The sequence below is a fragment of the Microbacterium marinum genome, from assembly GCF_014204835.1.
Taxonomy (GTDB): Bacteria; Actinomycetota; Actinomycetes; order Actinomycetales; family Microbacteriaceae; genus Microbacterium; species Microbacterium marinum.
This window is the reverse complement of record NZ_JACHMD010000001.1, coordinates 587,709-604,334: the sequence shown is the minus strand read 5'-3', so window position 1 is coordinate 604,334 and position 16,626 is coordinate 587,709. Positions and strand designations below refer to the sequence as shown.

Sequence of the window (16,626 nt, the reverse complement as noted above, 5' to 3'; positions counted from 1 at the left end):
GGCGTCGGTCACCGCTCGACGAGGATGCCGTCGCGGTCGGCCCAGAGGTGTCTGCCCGGATGCACCGTGACATCACCGATCCGGATGGGCACGTCGACCTCCCCGACCCCGTCCTTCGCGCTCTTGCGGGGGTTCGACCCGAGGGCCTTGATCCCGAGGGGGAGCTCAGCCAGGGCCGCCCGGTCTCGGACGGCGCCGACGATGATCACGCCCGCCCATCCGCAGCGCACCGCTGACGCGGCGATGAGGTCGCCCATCAACGCCGACGCCAGCGATCCGCCGCCGTCCACGACCAGCACGGCTCCCTCGCCCGCAGTGGCGAGGATCTGTTTGACGAGTCCGTTGTCACGGTGGCACCTGATGGTGCGGACCGGCCCGTCGAAGGCCTCACGTCCACCCAGGTCGAGGAACTGCGTCGACACCGAGTCGAGGTCATCGCCGCGCTCGTCGTAGAGGTCTGCCGTTGCGATCGTCATACCGCCACGATACGAAATCGCCGTCAGGACATGCGGCCGAACGTCGCGTCGATGTCGCCGAACTGGCCGCCGAGACCTTCCTGAAGCGCGTTCGCGGCGGCCGGATCCGGCTCGTCCTCGAGGTCTACACTCGGCGCGCGCCCGAGCGCGGTCAGCGCAGGTAAGCGTTGACGATGAGGTCTCCGCGGATGCCGCGGAGCGCGTCGATCAGTCGGTCGAGCGCGCGACCGCTGATCCCGCCGACCTGCAGATCGTGAGGTCCGAGCGGCTCGAGCGGCCCTGTCCGCAGCCGGACGACCTCCCACCCCGCGGCCCGGAGTAGCGCATCCTTGCGCAGATCCGACGTGCGTCTGCGGCCGACGTGCTCGAGTCCGTGGCGACCGATGGTGTCGTACTCGACGGCGATGCGAAGCTCGGGCAGCAGGATGTCCGGCCACACCTCGCGGTGCCGGAAGAACGGACGCGCGACCCGCACGGCATTCACCCCCGGCGTGAAGAGCAGTCGCTCGGTGAGGTTCGCGCGGAGCCGTTCCTCCGCCGCCGAGGCCGGCGCCGGCGCGCACGTGCTCGCGAACGGCTCGCCGACGGGTAGATCCGGTGTCTTCTCGCACACGTCGGGTGCCCGCACCGGCGCCGCCCGAGCCACCGGGCGCGCTTCGCCGAGAACGACGACGGGAGGCAGCGCCAGGGCGGTGCACTCCGGGCACCAGGCGGATCGCCGGCGCCGCCGTCCGGGCCGGTTGCGCTGCTCGGTGGGGGTCGCCGCGAACCGATGGCCGCTCGCGCACTCCCAGCACAGCAGGACGTCGGCAGCCGGTGGCACCTGCGACAGCACGATCCCGTTGTTGAGCTCCGGGTGGTACTGCCGGATCAGCTCGGGGTACGACGACCAGGCGTCGCGGTAGGTCCCCACCGCGTACGGAACGGCGAGATCGCGCGAGAACTGGCGCCTCGCCCACCACAGCCGCACCGGTTCCGCCACGGGGCGACGCTAACGCCGACTACGGACACGGCGCTCAGTCGTCGCTGCCCTTGCCCCGACCTTTGTTCTCGTCCTTCTTCCGCTCTTGCTCCGCCTTCTTCTCGGCATCCTTCTGGGCCTTCTCGGCCTCTTTCCGTTCCTTTTCGGTGAGCGGCGTCGGTGTCGGCGCGGGTTCCGGCGTCACCGCCGGGTTGCTGTCGGTGGGCTCGGTGACGACCGTCTCGCTCGGCGCCGGGCCCGGCGCAGCCGTCCGCCCCGCGCCCGACACAGCCACCGCGACGATGACGATGAGGGCCACCGCGGCGGCAGCAAGGGCGACCGGCAGCCAACGCCGCCGCGAGGCCGACGTCACCGCAGTGCCGGAAGCCGCCGACGCGGCGAGGGCCGGCTCCCGCAGCACGTCAGTCGGCTTGTCCGGGTAGGCGAGGGTCGGCGCCGTCGCGGGCGCCGCGGGCAGCACCGGCCCGGCACTGGCTGCCACCCCAGCCAGCAGAGCGGATGCCGCACCCGCGACCTCCGCGGCGGTCGGTCGCCGGCCCGGGTCATCGTCGAGCATGCGGGCGAGCAGGTCGCGCCACGGTGAGGACAGCGTGTCGGGGAGGGTGGGAGGTTGGTTCAGCCGGGCGAGGGCGGCGCCGACGCCGTCGGCATGCGGATAGGCGCGGGTCCCGGTGAGCGCCTCCAGGAGCACGAGACCGAGTGCGTACACGTCGGCGGGGGCCGCCGGGTCCGCTCCCCGAACCTGCTCGGGCGCGAGATAGGCCGCGGTCCCGATGATCGTGCCCGGAGAGGTGACCCGCGCGGCATCGAGCAGCACGGCGATACCGAAGTCGGCCAGCTTCGCCCTCGGGCGGGCCCCGGGGAGGGAGGCCGGGGCGAACAGCACGTTCGATGGTTTGAGGTCGCGGTGGACGACCCCCGCCGCGTGGACGACGTGCAGCGCTTCGGCCAGTTCGGCGGCGACGGCGGCGACGTCGTCCTCGGACAGCGGACCCGCCGCGATCCGGCGACCCAGGGTGGGCCCGTCGACGAACTCCATCACGAGGTACTCGGGCTGACCGGGAACCAGTCGGGCATCGAACAGGGTCACCAGCGAGGGGTGGTTGAGCGAGGCCAGCACCGTCATCTCGCTGCGCGCCCGCTCGGGCACGGCGAGTCCCTCGAGACCGGGCCGGATGAGTTTCACCGCGACCGTGCGGCCGAGGCTCACGTCGTCGGCGCGGTACACGCGCGCCATTCCGCCTTCCCCGACGAGCGTCCCCAACCGGTAGCGACCGTCGAGCAGCGGCTCGGCGGGCACGTCGTCGGACGTCGGCATGGGCTCCTCCGGTTCGGGTGGTCGTCCCCGACGCTAGCGCGCCGATCCCGACGGCGGAGGGCTCTTGACGTGCGCGGTGCGGTGACTCCCGATGACACCGCGCGACGCCGTCGCCCGTTCCCTCGGGTTGAATGGAGGGATGCGCACACCCCGCGCGACCCCCGTCCCCGACCCGAGGAGCCCCGTGCCCGACCGCGCCGCGACCACCGACCGCCCCATCCTGGATGTGCTGACCGAGCGGTGGAGCACCCGCCTGTTCGACGGCGAGACGCCGATCGACGAGGACGCCCTCGCATCGGCGCTCGAGGCCGCGCGCTGGTCGCCATCGGCGTCGAACACGCAGCCGTGGCGCTTCCTCGTCGCGCGCCGCGGCACGGCATCCCACGCGAAGATCGTCGACGCGCTCGTCGGCTTCAATCAGGGATGGGCTCCGGATGCCGCCGCTCTCGTCGTCTTCGTCGCGGCGACGGAGGCGGACGGCAAGCCGCTGCGCTGGTCGTCCTACGACGTGGGACAGGCGGCCGCGCACTTCACGATCCAGGCGCACGCGGCAGGACTCTTCACCCACCAGATGGGCGGCTTCGACGCCGACGCGCTCGCGGCGTCGTTCTCGCTCCCCGACACCCTGCGACCGCTGACGGTCACGGCGGTCGGCTCGCTGGGAGACTTCGCCTCGGCGTCGGAGAAGGTGCAGGAGCGCGAGTCCGCACCGCGCACACGGCGCCCCGTCGCCGAGTCCCTCCTCCTCGACGACTGACCGGGACGGCGCGGCTACGCGCTGCGCGGGTTGAGGTCGGGATGCAGGACCGTGACGAGGGAGTAGGGGTCGCCGTCGTCGTCTGGCCCTCGCTCCTTGAACTCCTGGAGCAGCGCGTAGAGGCGCTCCTCAAGCTCCTGCAGGTGCGCCGCATTCAGACGCAGCCCGAGCCACGTGGTGTCGATGTCTTCGGGATCCACCGTCGCGAGCTGCTGCCGCATCGTCTCCAGCAGCACGACCGACTGGTTCGGGAGGCGCGGTCCGCGCCACGACAAGCCCGTCGCACGGTACGGGACTTCGCGTGCGCCCCGCGTTCCGGCGCGCTCGGGATCGGCAGCGAGCAGCCCTGTGTCCACGAGGGTGCGGACGTGGTGGAGCATCGTGCCCGGGTTGACCTGCAGCAGCAGGGCCAGCTCCTTGTTGGTGCGCGCGTCGAAGGCGCACAGGCGGAGGACCCGCAACCGGAGCGGCGAACTCAGCGCCTTCGCGATCGCCTCGGCATCCGCTTCCCACTCCTCGTGACGCGCTGACATGCCCTCATCGTAGCGAAGCGATTGACAACGCCCAATCACTCATCGCAGACTGATCGACATGTCCCAATCAGTCGGCCCGGACCCCGCGCCCGAACCCGGGCCGCAGCCTTTCGACGAGATCGACCCGCCGGACCACACCACCGCTCGCCCACGCGGGCTCTGGCGCGACGGCAACTTCGTGACGATGTGGACCGGGCAGGCGCTCAGCCAGTTCGGCGCCCAGGTCACCGAGCTCGCCATCCCCGTCCTCGCGGTGCTCCTGCTGCACGCGTCGGAGCTCGAAGTCGGCATCCTGGGGGCCGCGGGCACCGCCGCCTTCCTCGTGATCGGCCTTCCGGCCGGCGCCTGGATCGACCGGATGCGCAAGCGCCACGTCATGATCTGGGCCGACCTCGTCCGCGCCGTCGCCCTCGCGACGCTCCCGCTGCTCTGGTGGCTTGGTGCGCTCGAGATCTGGCACATGGTCGCCGTCGCCCTCGTCATGAGCGTCGCCACCGTCTTCTTCGACGTCTCGTACCAGAGCATCGTTCCCTCCCTCGTCCGCGACGACCAGATCGCCGACGCGAACGGAAAGCTCCAAGCGACCTCCGAGCTCGCCGGCATCGCCGGCCCCGCCGCAGGCGGCTGGCTCATCGGCGTCATCACCGCGCCGTTCGCGATCCTCGTCACGGCGGCGACCTACGTGGTCTCGATGCTCGCGCTCCTGCGCACACGCGACAGCGAGGTCGTCGTGCAGGGATCGCACGATCCACTCGTGCGATCCATCCGCGAAGGACTCGCCTGGGTCTTCGGCAACCCCTACCTGCGCCGGATCGTGGGTACCACCGCAGTCTCGAACTTCTTCGCAACCCTCACCACGACGCTGCTGCCGATCTTCATCCTGCGCACCCTCGGCCTCTCCCCCGCCGTCATGGGTCTCATCTTCATGGCGGGATCGCTGGGCGGGCTCGCCGGTGCCTTCGCGACGGCGCACATCGTGCGCTGGGTGGGAGAGGCTCGCGCCGTGCCCCTCAGCGCGATCGCCTTCTCGGTGTTCGCCCTGATCCTGCCGGTCGCGGCGGTCGTGCCCGAAATCGCCGTTCCGCTGCTCATCGTGCAGAACTTCCTCATGATCTTCGCCGTCCTCGTCTACAACATCACCCAGGTCACGTTCCGCCAGCGCATCACCCCCAAGCGGCTCCTCGGCCGGATGAACGCGTCGATCCGCTTCTGCGTCTGGGGAGTCATGCCCATCGCCGCCTTGCTCGCAGGAGGCCTCGGCACCTGGGTCGGAACCACGGCGACCCTCTGGATCGGGTCGTTCGGCGCCCTACTGTCGGCCGTCTTCGTCACCTTCGGCCCGTTCTGGACCCGCGATCTCCCGCGCGCGGCATCCACCCCCGATCCGGCGGCACCATAGACGACCGGCCGAACGGGCGACAGGGGTCGCCGCGGCCACCCAACCGCCGGTTACGGTGAGGCATGACCTCGCGCATCCTGGGCATCGGCACCGCGGTGCCGCCCGCTCGCCTGCACCAGAGCGCGGTGCGCGACCTGTTCGCGGCGCAGGCAGGCGTCGACCGGCTCACGCGACGGCTGATCGGAGCGGCATTCGACGCCTCCGCCATCCAGACCCGCCACACCGTGCTGGGCGACCTGGCCGCGGCGGCCGACCGCGGCACTGGGACGGAGGGGATGCCGCCGATCGAGGACCTGCCGGTGGGGGATCCGTCGGAGGCCTCACCGCAGGGCGCCGCGCTCGCGACGGTCGACGACGCGGGGCGGCTGCTGGCCCCGCCGACGGGCGCACGCAACGACGCCTACATCCGCGAGGCGCCGCCGCTGTTCGCCGAGGCGTCCACGAAAGCCCTCGCCGCGGCATCCGTCGGAGCCGGCGACGTGACCCACGTCGTGACGGTCTCGTGCACCGGCCTCTTCGCGCCCGGCCCCGACTTCCGGCTCGTCCGCGACCTGGGCCTCGCTCCGACGGTCGAGCGCTACCACCTCGGGTTCATGGGCTGCGCAGCGGCCGTCCCGGCACTGCGCGCGGCCGCGCGCATCTGCGATTCCGACCCCACCGCCGTCGTCCTCGTCGCGTGCGCCGAGCTCTGCTCGCTCCACGTCCGTCGCCCGGACGATCACGACCAGATCGTCGCCGCGTCGGTGTTCGCCGACGGCGCCGCGGCGGCCGTCGTGAGCGCCGACCCTGCGCGACGCGGAGAGCGCTGGCTCGATCTCGACCGGTTCGGCACCGCCCTGGCAGAGGAGGGCGAACACGACATGGCGTGGACCGTCGGCGACACGGGGTTCGACATGGTCCTCTCCGCAGAGGTGCCGCGGATCGTCGGGCGGGAGGTCCGCGAAGCGATGCAACGGTTCCTCGGCGACGACACGGCCGACGCGTGGGCGGTGCATCCCGGCGGACGCAGCGTGCTCGACCGCGTCGAGACGGGGCTGGGGCTCGCCGCTCCGGCGCTCGACGCCTCGCGGGCAGTGTTGCGCGACTACGGCAACATGTCGAGCGCGACGATCCTCTTCATCCTGCAGTCCTTCCTCCAGGGGTCGCTCGCACACGGCGACCGCCTCGTCGCGCTCGCGTTCGGCCCCGGCCTCACCCTCGAGTCCGCGCTCCTGACCGCGGGACGGAGCGAGACGGCGTGAGCCTGCGGACCCGCGACACCGTCCTGCGCGAACTGATGGACGATCCCGACTGCGACCCCGCGCGGCTCGCGGCCACCCTGCGCCGATTCGACACCGTGAACCGGCTCATCGGCGGCTGGGGACGGGTGTGGGAACGCCACCTGGCGCCGGTGCTCCGCGGTCTCGACCGCCCGGCGCGCGTGCTCGACGTCGGCAGCGGCGGAGGCGACGTCATCGTCCGCCTCGCCGATCGCGCCGAGCGCGAGGGGCTCCGCGTGGACTGGCTCGGCATCGACCCCGACGAGCGCGCGCTCGATGTGGCGCGCGAGCGGGAGCGACCGAACGTGACGTTCGCCGCCACGGATGCCGCAGCCCTGCGAGCCACCGGCATCCGATTCGACGCCGTGATCTCGAATCACGTCCTGCACCACCTGAGCAAGGCCGACCTCGCCGGGTTCGCCGACGACACCTCGGCACTGACGGCCGGCCCGGTCTTCCACGCCGACATCGAGCGCGGTCGCCTCGCCTACGCGCTCTACAGCGTCGGGATCACCCCGCTGCAGCACGGGACGTTCCTCCGCACCGACGGGCTCCGGTCGATCCGCCGCAGCCACCGCGCCGACGAGCTCCAAGCCGCGCTCGGCGGCGACTGGCAGGTCGTCACCCCCGCGCCGTTCCGGCTGCTCGCGATCGGCCGAGGTCACGCGGGAGACCGGCGTGGCTGACGGTGGCGCCCCCGGCGTCGTGATCGTCGGCGCGGGGCCGGTGGGCACCCTGCTCGCGGCAGAGCTCGCACGCTCCGGCGTCACGGTGGAGCTCCTCGAGCAGCGGTCCGCGGCGGGAGCCGGCTCCCGGGCGATCGGGCTGCATGCCCCGACGCTCGCGGCGCTCGAAGCGGGGGGCGCGACCGAGCGGCTCCTCGCCGGTGCGGTCCTGGTCCGTCGGGGAGAAGCACGCAGCGACGGGCGACTGCTGGGCACCGTGCGCTTCGACCGGCTGGACACGCGGCATCCCTACGTCGCCACCCTGCCGCAGGCGGCGACCGAGGCCGCGCTGGCTGCGGGGGCGCCCGAACCGGTCCGCGACACGAAGGTCGTCGCCGTCCGTCCGGAGGAGCGCGCGGTCGTCGTCCGTTCGGAGTCCACCGAGCACCGCGCTCCGACCGTCGTCGTCGCCGCCGGCGTCAGCGCGCGCGACCTCGTCTTCCGCCCCGGCGCGCTCCGGCGGACGCCGTACCCCGATCGGTATCTCATGACGGATGCCGCCGTCCCCCCGCGCGACGATGCCGAGACGGCCGTCGTACATCTCTCCCCCGCGGGGGTGCTCGAGTCGTTCCCGCTCCCCGGCGGGCACCGGCGCTTCGTCGCGTGGGATGCCGGTGGCGACGACGCGCCCGACGCGCGGCGCGAGCGTCTGCGCGCTGCGCTTTCCGAGCGTGGCGAGGCGGTCGCCGCCGCAGCGGTGGACGCCGCGACGGCGTTCTCGGTGCGCCGCGTCCTCGCGCCGGCGATGCGTCGGGGGCGCCTGTTCGTCATCGGTGACACGGCGCACGAGATCAGTCCCATCGGCGGGCAGGGGCTGAACCTCGGGTTGCTGGATGCCGCGACACTCGCCCCGCTGCTGGCGCAGTGGATTCGGTCGGGTTCTGCCCCCGAGGCGGACCTCGCCCGCTGGGAGCGCGATCGACTGCGGTCGGCCCGCATCGCGGGGCGGATGGCCGCCGTCAACATGCGGCTGGGCCGGCCGGTGCCGCCGCGCGCACACGGGGCGATCACCCGGTCGCTCGGGACCGTGCTCACCGCGACCGGCACGCTGATCCCCCGCGCCTACGCGATGGGCTTCGACGCCGCGGCCCGCTGATCCGCGCGGTCACGGACCCGCGGGCTCGCGACCCGCGCGCCCGCCGACCCAGTCGGACCGAGCCGGTCGTCAGGCCGTGAGCGCGGCGGAGGTGACGACGAGCTGCACGGCGAGCACCAGCGCCGCCGCCATCACGAGACGAAAGCCGGTACGGTCGGGGCCGCGCCGCCGCATGCGCACGGCGACGCCGACGGCGATCGCGACGACGAGGCCGAAGAAGACCCACCCCGCCGGCGACCCGCCTCCGCCGAGGAGGACGGCGACCGCGGCAGCGAGGATGCCGGCGACGGCGACGCCCACCGACAGCGGTGCGCCGAGGCGATGCGGGAGCCCGCGGATACCGGTGCGCCGGTCGTCGTCGAGATCGGGAAGCACGTTCGTCAGGTGGACGGCGGCGCCGAGCGCGGCGCCCGCGATCGTCGCCCAGAGCGCGGCCGGCTGCGGGTCGGGAGCCGACAGCGTCGGCAGCGACGGGAAGAGCCCGAAGCTCACCAGGAACGGCGCGATCGACAGCGGCGTCGCTTTGAGCAGGCCGTTGTACGCCCACGCCGAGGCGAGAGCCACGGCATGGGCGATGAGCATGCCCAGCCCCAGCACCAGGGAGACGCCCAGGCTGACGACGACGCACACGAACGCCGCGACCCAGGCCGTCTGTCGACGGGTGTCGCCGCGGACGAGCGGCTTGTCGGCGCGCCCCACCGCGGCATCCCGATACAGATCGAGGGCGTCGTTGGAGAGCCCCACCGACAGCTGACCGAAGAACACCGCCGCGACGAGGACGACCACGCGCCACGCCTCGAGGCCGGCGGCGAGCCCCAGCGCGAGGGAGAGCACCGTAACCACGACGGCGGGACCGGGATGGGTGGCACCCCAGAGAGCCCTCGCTGTGCGCACAGGCCCCCGTGTCCACAGAGGCCTCGGTGTCCGCATCACACGATGCTATGCCGCAGGTCAGGCCGCTCGGGCGATGGGCCGCCCGAGCGGCATGCGCTCAGTCGTCGAGGAGCTCCGCCTCGATCACGTCGTCCGGCGTCTGGCCGCCGCTTGTCAGCGCGAGGCCCGACCCGTCGACGGCGACGTCCACCCGGACCGTGTCGCCGTCGTGCACGCCGCCCGAGAGCAGCGCCATCGCGAGGCGGTCCTGGATCTCGGACTGGATGAGGCGGCGCAGCGGCCGGGCGCCGAACAGCGGGTCGTATCCACGCTCGGCGAGCCAGGCCCGGGCGTCGGGGGTGACGGCAAGCGTCAGGCGGCGATCCTTCAGGCGGCGCTGCAGCGCGTCCACGGCGAGCTCGACGATCTGCGCGAGGTCGGACTCGGTGAGCGGCTGGAACATCACGATGTCATCGAGCCGGTTGAGGAACTCGGGGCGGAACGCCTGTCGAACCATCGCCATGACCTGCTCGCGCTTGACCTCGCTCGACAGCGTCGGATCGATCAGCACCGGGGAGCCGAGGTTGGAGGTGAGGATCAGGATCGCGTTCGTGAAGTCGACCGTCCGGCCCTGACCGTCGGTGAGACGGCCGTCGTCGAGCACCTGCAGGAGGACGTCGAACACCTCGGGGTGCGCCTTCTCGACCTCGTCGAGAAGCACGACCGAGTACGGACGCCGGCGCACGGCCTCGGTGAGCTGTCCGCCCTGCTCGAAGCCGACATACCCGGGAGGGGCGCCGACCAGCCGGGCGACGGAGTGCTTCTCGCCGTACTCGCTCATATCGATGCGGACCATCGCCCGCTCGTCGTCGAAGAGGAACTCCGCGAGCGCCTTCGCGAGCTCGGTCTTGCCGACGCCGGTGGGGCCGAGGAACAGGAACGAGCCGGTGGGACGGTTCGGGTCGCTGATGCCCGCGCGCGAGCGGCGCACCGCGTCGGACACGGTCTTCACGGCCGCCTTCTGTCCGATGAGACGGCGACCCAGCTCCGACTCGAGGTGGATCAGACGCGAAGACTCGCTCTGCAGGAGCTTTCCGACGGGGATGCCGGTCCATGCCGCGATGACATCGGCGATGTCCTCCTCGGTCACCCGGTCGCCGACCATCCGCTCGGCGCCGTCCGCGCCCGCCTGTTCGGCGCTCTCCGCCTCGGCGAGCTTGCGCTCCAGGGCGGGGATCTCGGCGTAGAGGAGCCGCGAGGCGCGCTCCAAGTCGCCCTCGCGCTGAGCCCGCTCGGCTTCGACGCGCGCGGCATCCAATCGCGTCTTGTAGTCGCCGACGGCGTTCAGCGACGCCCGCTCCCGCTCCCAGCGCGCCTGCAGCTCACCGAGCTGCTGCTGCACCGTGGCCAGCTGCTCGCGCAACGCGGCGAGTCGCTCCTTCGAGGCGTCGTCCTTCTCCTTCTTGAGCGCCAGCTCTTCGAGCTTCAACCGGTCGGCGTGGCGTCGCAGCTCGTCGATCTCGAGGGGCGCGGAGTCGATCTCCATGCGCAGGCGCGAGGCGGCCTCGTCGATGAGGTCGATCGCCTTGTCGGGCAGCTGGCGCGACGGGATGTAGCGGTGCGAGAGTGCGGCCGCCGCGACGAGTGCACCGTCCGAGATGCTCACCTTGTGGTGCGCCTCGTACCGCTCCTTGAGTCCGCGGAGGATCGCGACGGTGTCTTCGACGCTCGGCTCACCCACGTACACCTGCTGGAAGCGGCGCTCCAGCGCGGCATCCTTCTCGATGAACTCGCGATACTCGTCGAGCGTCGTCGCACCGATCAGGCGCAGTTCGCCGCGGGCGAGCATCGGCTTCAGCATGTTGGATGCCGCGACGGAACCCTCGCCACCGCCCGCCCCCATGAGGGTGTGCAGCTCGTCGATGAACGTGATCACGCGCCCGTCGGACTCGGTGATCTCCTTCAGGACGCTCTTGAGCCGCTCCTCGAACTGGCCGCGGTACATCGCTCCCGCGACGAGGGCCGAGATGTCGAGGGAGATGAGCTCTTTGTCCTTCAGCGACTCCGCCACGTCTCCGGCGACGATGCGCTGGGCGAGGCCTTCGACAACGGCCGTCTTGCCGACGCCGGGCTCGCCGATGAGGACCGGGTTGTTCTTCGTGCGGCGGGTCAGCACCTGGCTGACGCGCCGGATCTCGCCGTCGCGGCCGATGACGGGGTCGAGTCCGCCCTGGCGGGCGCGATCGGTCAGGTTGATGCCGAACTGTTCGAGGGCGCTCTTCTGCTCCTCCTGCCCGGGTGCCGGCTGTGCGTTCATTTGATCTCCTGAAAGGCTGGGGTGAAACTTGAGTCTCAGTGGCTCAACTTTATCAGAAGCCGAGGCTCTCGGCACGGTCGGGTTCGACGGCTACGACGCCATCTCGTCGATGCAGGCGAAGCGCGCCCGGTAGCCCGTCGGGGTCGTGCCGAGAACGCGCGAGAAGTTCTGCCGCAGCACCGCCGCCGACCCGAAGCCGCACTCGTAGGCGATCGCGTCGAGGCCCAGGTCGGTCTGTTCGAGCAGGCGCTGCGCGTGCAGGATGCGCTGTCGCCCGAGCCACGCCGCGGGGGTGGTGCCGTGGTCGGCCTTGAAGCGTCGCGCGAAGGTGCGGGGCGACATGTGCGCCCGCGCGGCGAGCTGGTCGACTGACAGATCGAGGCGGAGGTTCTCGAGCATCCAGTCGGTCACCGGCGAGAGCGAGAGCGAGGTCGTCGCGGGCAGGGGCGCAGCGATGAACTGCGCCTGTCCCCCATCGCGCTGCGGCGGAACGACCATGCGTCGCGCGATGATGTTCGCCGCCTCGGCGCCGAGTTCGATCCGCAGCAGGTGCAGGCAGGCGTCGAGCCCCGCCGCGGTGCCGGCGCTCGTGATGATGCGTCCGTCCTGCACGTAGAGGACGTTCGGGTCCACCTCGATGTCGGGGTACATCCGCGCCATCGTCTCGGCGTAGCGCCAGTGGGTCGTCGCGCGCTTTCCCGAGAGCACACCGGATGCCGCGACGACGAACGCGCCGCTGCAGACCGTGAGCACCCACGCGCCCCGCTCGACCGCACGGCGGACGACGTCGAGCGCGCGGGGGTCCACGTCGTCCCACGCCTCACGGGGAATCGGGGTCACGACGACGAGGTCGGCCTCGTCGGCGAACGCCAGATCGTCGGCGACGTTGATCGAGAAGCCGATGTTGCTCGGAACGGCGCCCGGGTCGGGCGTCACGATGCGGAAGTCGAAGTTCGGGATGCCGTCGTCGGTGCGATCGAGCCCGAACGCCTCGCAGGCGAGGCCGAACTCGAAGGGAGCGAATCCGGGAAGGACGACACAGGCGACGGTGGCGATCATGACGCTCCTCGGCGGTCTGGCAGGAATTCTAAGAGCAGTGGCTCTCCTGCCACTATTGGCAGGATGCGTACAAGCATAGCGTTTCTGCCATGATCACTGCATTCCTCCTCGCGTCCCTCGCCGGCGTCTCCCTCGCAGCGATCGCCGGCACCGTCTTCACCGTCCGCCGTGACGGATACCGCCGCCAGCCCACCCGCCCGCAGAAGCCCCGATTCCCCTGAACTCCCCCGCGCCACCGACCGCCGCCCTAGACTCGGGGCGCGCGGAAGGAGACGCCATGACCGACCCCACCACCCCGCAGGGCGACCCGGCGGCATCCGCCGGTCAGCCGGACTCGACCCCCGCCTACCCTGAGCAGCCGGGCGCGCACCCGAGTCAGCCGGGCGCCTACCCGGGCCAGGCGTACGCCGGTGGGCCCGCTCCGGCCTCGGCACCGGCACGGCCGGGGCGAGGACTCGGCGTCCTCGCGATCGTGCTCGGTCTCATTCCGGTGGTCTTCGGGTCGATCCTGCCGTTCACCTACTCGTCGCTGTACTCGACGTTCGCCTCCGCCGGCCTCGGGCTGCTGACCGGCGCTTCGTCGCTGCTCACGCTGATCCTCGGCGCGGCCGCGATCGTCGTCGGGGCGATCGCCGCACGCCGCAGCGGTGGAGCCGTCCCCGGGGGAATCGGGATCGGCCTGGGAGCGGGCCTCGTCCTTTCGACGCTGCTGAGCTTCGTGGTCTCGAGCTCCCTGGGAGCTTTCGGCTACTGGTGATCCGCCTCGCGGGTCACTTCGCGCCGCGAGCCAGGTCACTCGCGGCGGCCAGCAGGGTCTGCGCCGATCGGCTCCACGAGAACGTGCGGATGTGCGCCGTCCCCGTCTCGACCAGCCGGTCGCGCAGGCCGGGCTCGTCGAGTGAGCGGACGGCATCCGCGACGGCCGCGGGGTCGAGCGGATCGACGTACAGCGCTCCCCCGCCGGCGACCTCACGGAAGATCTCCATGTCGGTCACGACCGCCGGCACACCCAGCTCGAGCGCCTCGGCGACCGGCAACCCGTACCCCTCGTCGAGGCTCATCGTCACGAGGGCGGCGTGGTCGGCGAGGAGGGCCGCGTATTCGGCATCCGTCACACCGTCATGGAAGACGATCGATCCCGGGCGGGCGCCGCGCTCGAGCTCCGCACGCCGTTCGGGCGAGATGCGCGACAGCAGGTGCAGCGTGTGCTCGGGGAGCTGGCGCATCGCGGTCACGAGCGTCTCGACGTTCTTGTAGGGCATGAAGGAGCCCATGTAGACGAGGTTCCGCACGGGCCCACCCGTCACGGCGGTCCCCTCCGGCAGCAGATCCGCGAGCCGCTGCGGCGCGTTGGGGATCACCACGACGGGACGCTTCGTCAAGCGCACCTTCGCGAACTGGCGGGCGCTCGTCTCGCTCACCGTCGCGACCAGGTCGGCCGCGTTCAGCGTGACCCGCTGCGGCCAGTACGACAGGTGGAACAGGCGCCAGCCCACGCGCACGTACCAGGGCAGGTTCCGCGGCGGGGTGCGGTGCCGGTAGTAGATCGTGTCGTGCAGCGTCAGGATGAGGCCGAAGCGGCGGCCCGCAGAGCCGATCGTCTGCATCGGCGAGAACACGACGTCGGGCCGGTGGGCGCGCAGGATGCGCGCCGCGAACGGTTCGCGCACCGACGTCGGGGCGTGGAAGGGGAGCACGGCGGCATCCGTCGGCAGGAACGCGCGCTGGGCGTCGTCGTGGATGAGGAAGGTCACCTCGACGTCGGACTCGGATGCCGCGGCCGCGACCGCCGCGGCCAATTCGGCCGAGTAGCGGCTGATGCCGTCGTGGAAGTCGGTGCGGATGTACCGGGCGTCGAAGAACAGCCGCATGTCAGCTCTCGAGCGGCTCGCCGCGGTACAGCTTCTCGAACGTGTCCAGGGTGCGCTCGATGTCGTGCGCCTCGATGCCGTCGAGCGACGCCTGCTGCATGCGGTCGTACTCCTCCTGTGGCGCGGTGAGCACGCGGCGGAGCTTGTCGGCCAGGTCGTCGACGTTCCCGGGCTCGAACAGGTAGCCGTTCTCGCCGTCGTGGATCAGGTGCGGCAGGGCGACGGCGTTCGCGCCGACGACGGGCAGCCCCGAAGCCATCGCCTCCATCGTGACGATCGACTGGAGCTCGGCGACCGAGGCGATCGCGAAGACGTCGGCCTTGCCGTACGACGCGCGCAGCGTCGCCTCGTCGACACGGCCGTGGAATGTGACGCGGTCGCCGAGGTTCAGCCGCTCGGTCCACTGGTCGAGGTTCTTGCGCTGGTCCCCACCGCCGACGACATCGAAGGTGATGTCGGGCAGCTCAGGGGCGAGCTTCGCGATCGCCTGCAGCACCACTTCGATGTGCTTCTCGGTCGTGAGGCGGCCGACGAACAGCACGCGCGAGTGCTTTCGGGGCGTGCGGTCGGGGGTGTAGTTGCGCTTGTCGATGCCGCAGCTGATCGGCACGACGCCCGAGATGTCGATGGTCGCCTCGAGGAACTCCGCCGCCTTGCGGGTGGGGGTCGTGACCGCGCGCGACATCTTGAACGTGCGCTCCGCGTCGGCCCACGCGAGCTTCAGGAACACGTCGTAGAGGAATTTCGGTAGCAGCGTGAAGTCGAGGATGTTGTCGGCCATGATGTGGTTCGTCGCCACCACCGGGATGCCGCGTTCCCGGGCGATCCGGGTGAGTCCCCGGCCGATCACGATGTGCGACTGGCTGTGCACCACGTCGGGCTTGACCTCGCTCAGGATGCGCCGCGCGTAGTGCTTGGCACGCCACGGCCACACGAAACGCAGCCAGTCGTGGGGCGCCCACCGCACGCCGGGGAGGCGGTGGACGGTGAGGTCCTGGTCTTCGATGTGCTCGGTGAACACGCCGTGGTTGCGGTAGCCGACGCTCGGCGTGACCACGTGGACGTCGTGGCCGCGGCCGGCCAGGCCCGCCGACAGCCGCTCGGTGAAGCGGGCGCCGCCGTTCACGTCGGGAGCGAAGGTGTCGGCGGCCATCACGATGGTGAGAGGGCGGCGCGAAGCGGCGGGCTCGGGCGTCACGGTCACGGGTGCGGGCCAATCTGTGCGTCGGGGGTGGCGCAGGGTCTGCGCGTCAGGGCGGTCCGGGGGTCGCGGCTGCGCTGTCGGTCGAGTCTACCGGCGGCGGTTTTCTGTCAGCCGGGCCTCATCGGCGCGCCGTAGCCTGGCGGAATGGCGAGACTTCAGGCCCAGGCCGACCCTGCACGTTGGGTTCCGGTGACCGGTTCGTTCGGGCTGCGCGGACGGCGCGCCCGCAAGAAGGCGATCGGCATGCTGCTGTCGCAGGCGAACGCCGCGTTCGGACGCGAACAGCCCGGCAGCCGCGTCGCCGCGTGGGCGATGAGCCAGGCGCTGCCCGCGCTCATGCGGCGCGCCGACGGCCGCGTGCTCGTCTGGGTGTGGAAGGACGACCCGGAGCTGCTCGTCACGATGGCGCAGGTGCAGGAGCTCACCCCGCAGCTGCGCGCCGCGCGCGCCAGCATGCCGATCGAGTACGACGACACCGAGAACTTCACCGGCTCACCTCTCGGCGTCGGCGAGAAGCTCGTCATGCCGCTGCCGCCGAACGAGCGACAGACCCCGTTCGCCAGCTACACCTGGGACACCGGCACACACCTCGTGACCCTGACCGCCGTGATCGCCGACCGCGAGCGCTTCGGCGTCGTCCTCCCGGCGGTCGACGAGTTGGCCCGTTCGCTGCGCCTGGTCGACGGCTTCACCGTCGGCGAGGGCCCCGCGACCCTCCGCATCGACCCCGCCTGACACGGATGCCGCGTCGCGGCAT

17 protein-coding genes are annotated in these 16,626 nt (G+C 71.7%); 8 read left to right on the top strand and 9 right to left on the bottom strand.

Translation table 11 applies throughout. From position 1 onward, the window contains the following. Positions 1-8 precede the first annotated feature (8 nt). From rraA to BKA24_RS02995, 3 genes are all read right to left on the bottom strand, one after another. A complete protein-coding gene (gene rraA, locus BKA24_RS03005) occupies positions 9-476 on the bottom strand; it encodes a ribonuclease E activity regulator RraA (protein ID WP_184214918.1) in 468 nt (155 codons plus the stop codon). Positions 477-627: 151 nt separating this feature from the next. Beyond that, positions 628-1,458, bottom strand: a complete 831-nt coding sequence (locus tag BKA24_RS03000) for a zinc-ribbon domain-containing protein (RefSeq protein WP_184214916.1) — start codon at positions 1,456-1,458, stop codon at positions 628-630. Between the two features lie 34 nt (positions 1,459-1,492). Continuing rightward, positions 1,493-2,776 carry a serine/threonine-protein kinase gene (locus BKA24_RS02995; protein ID WP_184214914.1) on the bottom strand — a complete coding sequence of 428 codons (1,284 nt, stop codon included), beginning with the start codon at positions 2,774-2,776 and terminating at the stop codon, positions 1,493-1,495. A gap of 139 nt (positions 2,777-2,915) precedes the next feature. Here BKA24_RS02995 and BKA24_RS02990 point away from each other — a divergent pair, with 139 nt between their 5' ends. Beyond that, positions 2,916-3,533: a nitroreductase family protein gene (locus BKA24_RS02990; protein ID WP_184214912.1), complete on the top strand. Its 618-nt coding sequence runs from the start codon at positions 2,916-2,918 to the stop codon at positions 3,531-3,533. A 14-nt stretch (positions 3,534-3,547) separates the two neighbouring features. Here BKA24_RS02990 and BKA24_RS02985 read toward each other — a convergent pair whose 3' ends face one another. Further along, positions 3,548-4,066 carry an ArsR/SmtB family transcription factor gene (locus BKA24_RS02985; RefSeq protein WP_184214910.1) on the bottom strand — a complete coding sequence of 173 codons (519 nt, stop codon included), beginning with the start codon at positions 4,064-4,066 and terminating at the stop codon, positions 3,548-3,550. Between the two features lie 58 nt (positions 4,067-4,124). Here BKA24_RS02985 and BKA24_RS02980 point away from each other — a divergent pair, with 58 nt between their 5' ends. The 4 genes from BKA24_RS02980 (at position 4,125) to BKA24_RS02965 (ending at position 8,545) form a co-directional block, all read left to right on the top strand. Further along, entirely contained in the window at positions 4,125-5,465 is a 1,341-nt protein-coding gene (locus BKA24_RS02980; RefSeq protein WP_184214908.1) for an MFS transporter, read from the top strand. A 62-nt stretch (positions 5,466-5,527) separates the two neighbouring features. Further along, positions 5,528-6,706: a type III polyketide synthase gene (locus BKA24_RS02975; protein ID WP_184214906.1), complete on the top strand. Its 1,179-nt coding sequence runs from the start codon at positions 5,528-5,530 to the stop codon at positions 6,704-6,706. After that, entirely contained in the window at positions 6,703-7,410 is a 708-nt protein-coding gene (locus BKA24_RS02970) for a methyltransferase domain-containing protein (RefSeq protein ID WP_184214903.1), read from the top strand. Before BKA24_RS02975 ends, BKA24_RS02970 begins: the two co-directional genes overlap by 4 nt. Continuing rightward, entirely contained in the window at positions 7,403-8,545 is a 1,143-nt protein-coding gene (locus tag BKA24_RS02965; protein ID WP_184214901.1) for an FAD-dependent monooxygenase, read from the top strand. Before BKA24_RS02970 ends, BKA24_RS02965 begins: the two co-directional genes overlap by 8 nt. Positions 8,546-8,614: 69 nt before the next feature. On the opposite strand, the gene BKA24_RS02960 is transcribed toward BKA24_RS02965, so the two are convergent. From BKA24_RS02960 to BKA24_RS02950, 3 genes are all read right to left on the bottom strand, one after another. Beyond that, on the bottom strand, positions 8,615-9,439 hold the full coding sequence (locus tag BKA24_RS02960) for a UbiA family prenyltransferase (protein WP_184214899.1): 825 nt from the start codon (positions 9,437-9,439) through the stop codon (positions 8,615-8,617). Between the two features lie 97 nt (positions 9,440-9,536). Further along, entirely contained in the window at positions 9,537-11,735 is a 2,199-nt protein-coding gene (locus tag BKA24_RS02955; RefSeq protein WP_184214897.1) for an ATP-dependent Clp protease ATP-binding subunit, read from the bottom strand. A gap of 90 nt (positions 11,736-11,825) precedes the next feature. Then, positions 11,826-12,794 carry a GlxA family transcriptional regulator gene (locus tag BKA24_RS02950; RefSeq protein WP_184214895.1) on the bottom strand — a complete coding sequence of 323 codons (969 nt, stop codon included), beginning with the start codon at positions 12,792-12,794 and terminating at the stop codon, positions 11,826-11,828. A gap of 89 nt (positions 12,795-12,883) precedes the next feature. Here BKA24_RS02950 and BKA24_RS15705 point away from each other — a divergent pair, with 89 nt between their 5' ends. Then, the gene (locus tag BKA24_RS15705) at positions 12,884-13,015 is read left to right on the top strand and encodes a hypothetical protein (RefSeq protein ID WP_281385731.1); all 132 of its coding nucleotides are present in this window, start codon (positions 12,884-12,886) and stop codon (positions 13,013-13,015) included. Between the two features lie 56 nt (positions 13,016-13,071). Continuing rightward, the gene (locus tag BKA24_RS02945; protein ID WP_184214893.1) at positions 13,072-13,551 is read left to right on the top strand and encodes a hypothetical protein; all 480 of its coding nucleotides are present in this window, start codon (positions 13,072-13,074) and stop codon (positions 13,549-13,551) included. Between the two features lie 13 nt (positions 13,552-13,564). On the opposite strand, the gene BKA24_RS02940 is transcribed toward BKA24_RS02945, so the two are convergent. Then, positions 13,565-14,665, bottom strand: a complete 1,101-nt coding sequence (locus BKA24_RS02940; protein WP_184214891.1) for a glycosyltransferase family 4 protein — start codon at positions 14,663-14,665, stop codon at positions 13,565-13,567. Position 14,666: 1 nt separating this feature from the next. Beyond that, positions 14,667-15,818, bottom strand: a complete 1,152-nt coding sequence (locus BKA24_RS02935; protein WP_184220346.1) for a glycosyltransferase — start codon at positions 15,816-15,818, stop codon at positions 14,667-14,669. Positions 15,819-16,013: 195 nt separating this feature from the next. Between BKA24_RS02935 and BKA24_RS02930 the strand changes: the two genes are divergently transcribed. Then, positions 16,014-16,604, top strand: a complete 591-nt coding sequence (locus BKA24_RS02930; RefSeq protein WP_184214889.1) for a hypothetical protein — start codon at positions 16,014-16,016, stop codon at positions 16,602-16,604. The last annotated feature ends 22 nt before the right edge of the window (positions 16,605-16,626 follow it).

What these genes read in the sequence shown, in the direction of transcription:
- rraA (WP_184214918.1), bottom strand. Translation starts at nt 476, where the DNA reads ATGACGATCGCAACGGCAGACCTCTACGACGAGCGCGGCGATGACCTC.
- BKA24_RS02995 (WP_184214914.1), bottom strand. Translation starts at nt 2,776, where the DNA reads ATGCCGACGTCCGACGACGTGCCCGCCGAGCCGCTGCTCGACGGTCGC.
- BKA24_RS02990 (WP_184214912.1), top strand. Translation starts at nt 2,916, where the DNA reads ATGCGCACACCCCGCGCGACCCCCGTCCCCGACCCGAGGAGCCCCGTG.
- BKA24_RS02985 (WP_184214910.1), bottom strand. Translation starts at nt 4,066, where the DNA reads ATGTCAGCGCGTCACGAGGAGTGGGAAGCGGATGCCGAGGCGATCGCG.
- BKA24_RS02980 (WP_184214908.1), top strand. Translation starts at nt 4,125, where the DNA reads ATGTCCCAATCAGTCGGCCCGGACCCCGCGCCCGAACCCGGGCCGCAG.
- BKA24_RS02975 (WP_184214906.1), top strand. Translation starts at nt 5,528, where the DNA reads ATGACCTCGCGCATCCTGGGCATCGGCACCGCGGTGCCGCCCGCTCGC.
- BKA24_RS02955 (WP_184214897.1), bottom strand. Translation starts at nt 11,735, where the DNA reads ATGAACGCACAGCCGGCACCCGGGCAGGAGGAGCAGAAGAGCGCCCTC.
- BKA24_RS02950 (WP_184214895.1), bottom strand. Translation starts at nt 12,794, where the DNA reads ATGATCGCCACCGTCGCCTGTGTCGTCCTTCCCGGATTCGCTCCCTTC.
- BKA24_RS15705 (WP_281385731.1), top strand. Translation starts at nt 12,884, where the DNA reads ATGATCACTGCATTCCTCCTCGCGTCCCTCGCCGGCGTCTCCCTCGCA.
- BKA24_RS02945 (WP_184214893.1), top strand. Translation starts at nt 13,072, where the DNA reads ATGACCGACCCCACCACCCCGCAGGGCGACCCGGCGGCATCCGCCGGT.
- BKA24_RS02940 (WP_184214891.1), bottom strand. Translation starts at nt 14,665, where the DNA reads ATGCGGCTGTTCTTCGACGCCCGGTACATCCGCACCGACTTCCACGAC.
- BKA24_RS02935 (WP_184220346.1), bottom strand. Translation starts at nt 15,818, where the DNA reads ATGGCCGCCGACACCTTCGCTCCCGACGTGAACGGCGGCGCCCGCTTC.
- BKA24_RS02930 (WP_184214889.1), top strand. Translation starts at nt 16,014, where the DNA reads ATGGCGAGACTTCAGGCCCAGGCCGACCCTGCACGTTGGGTTCCGGTG.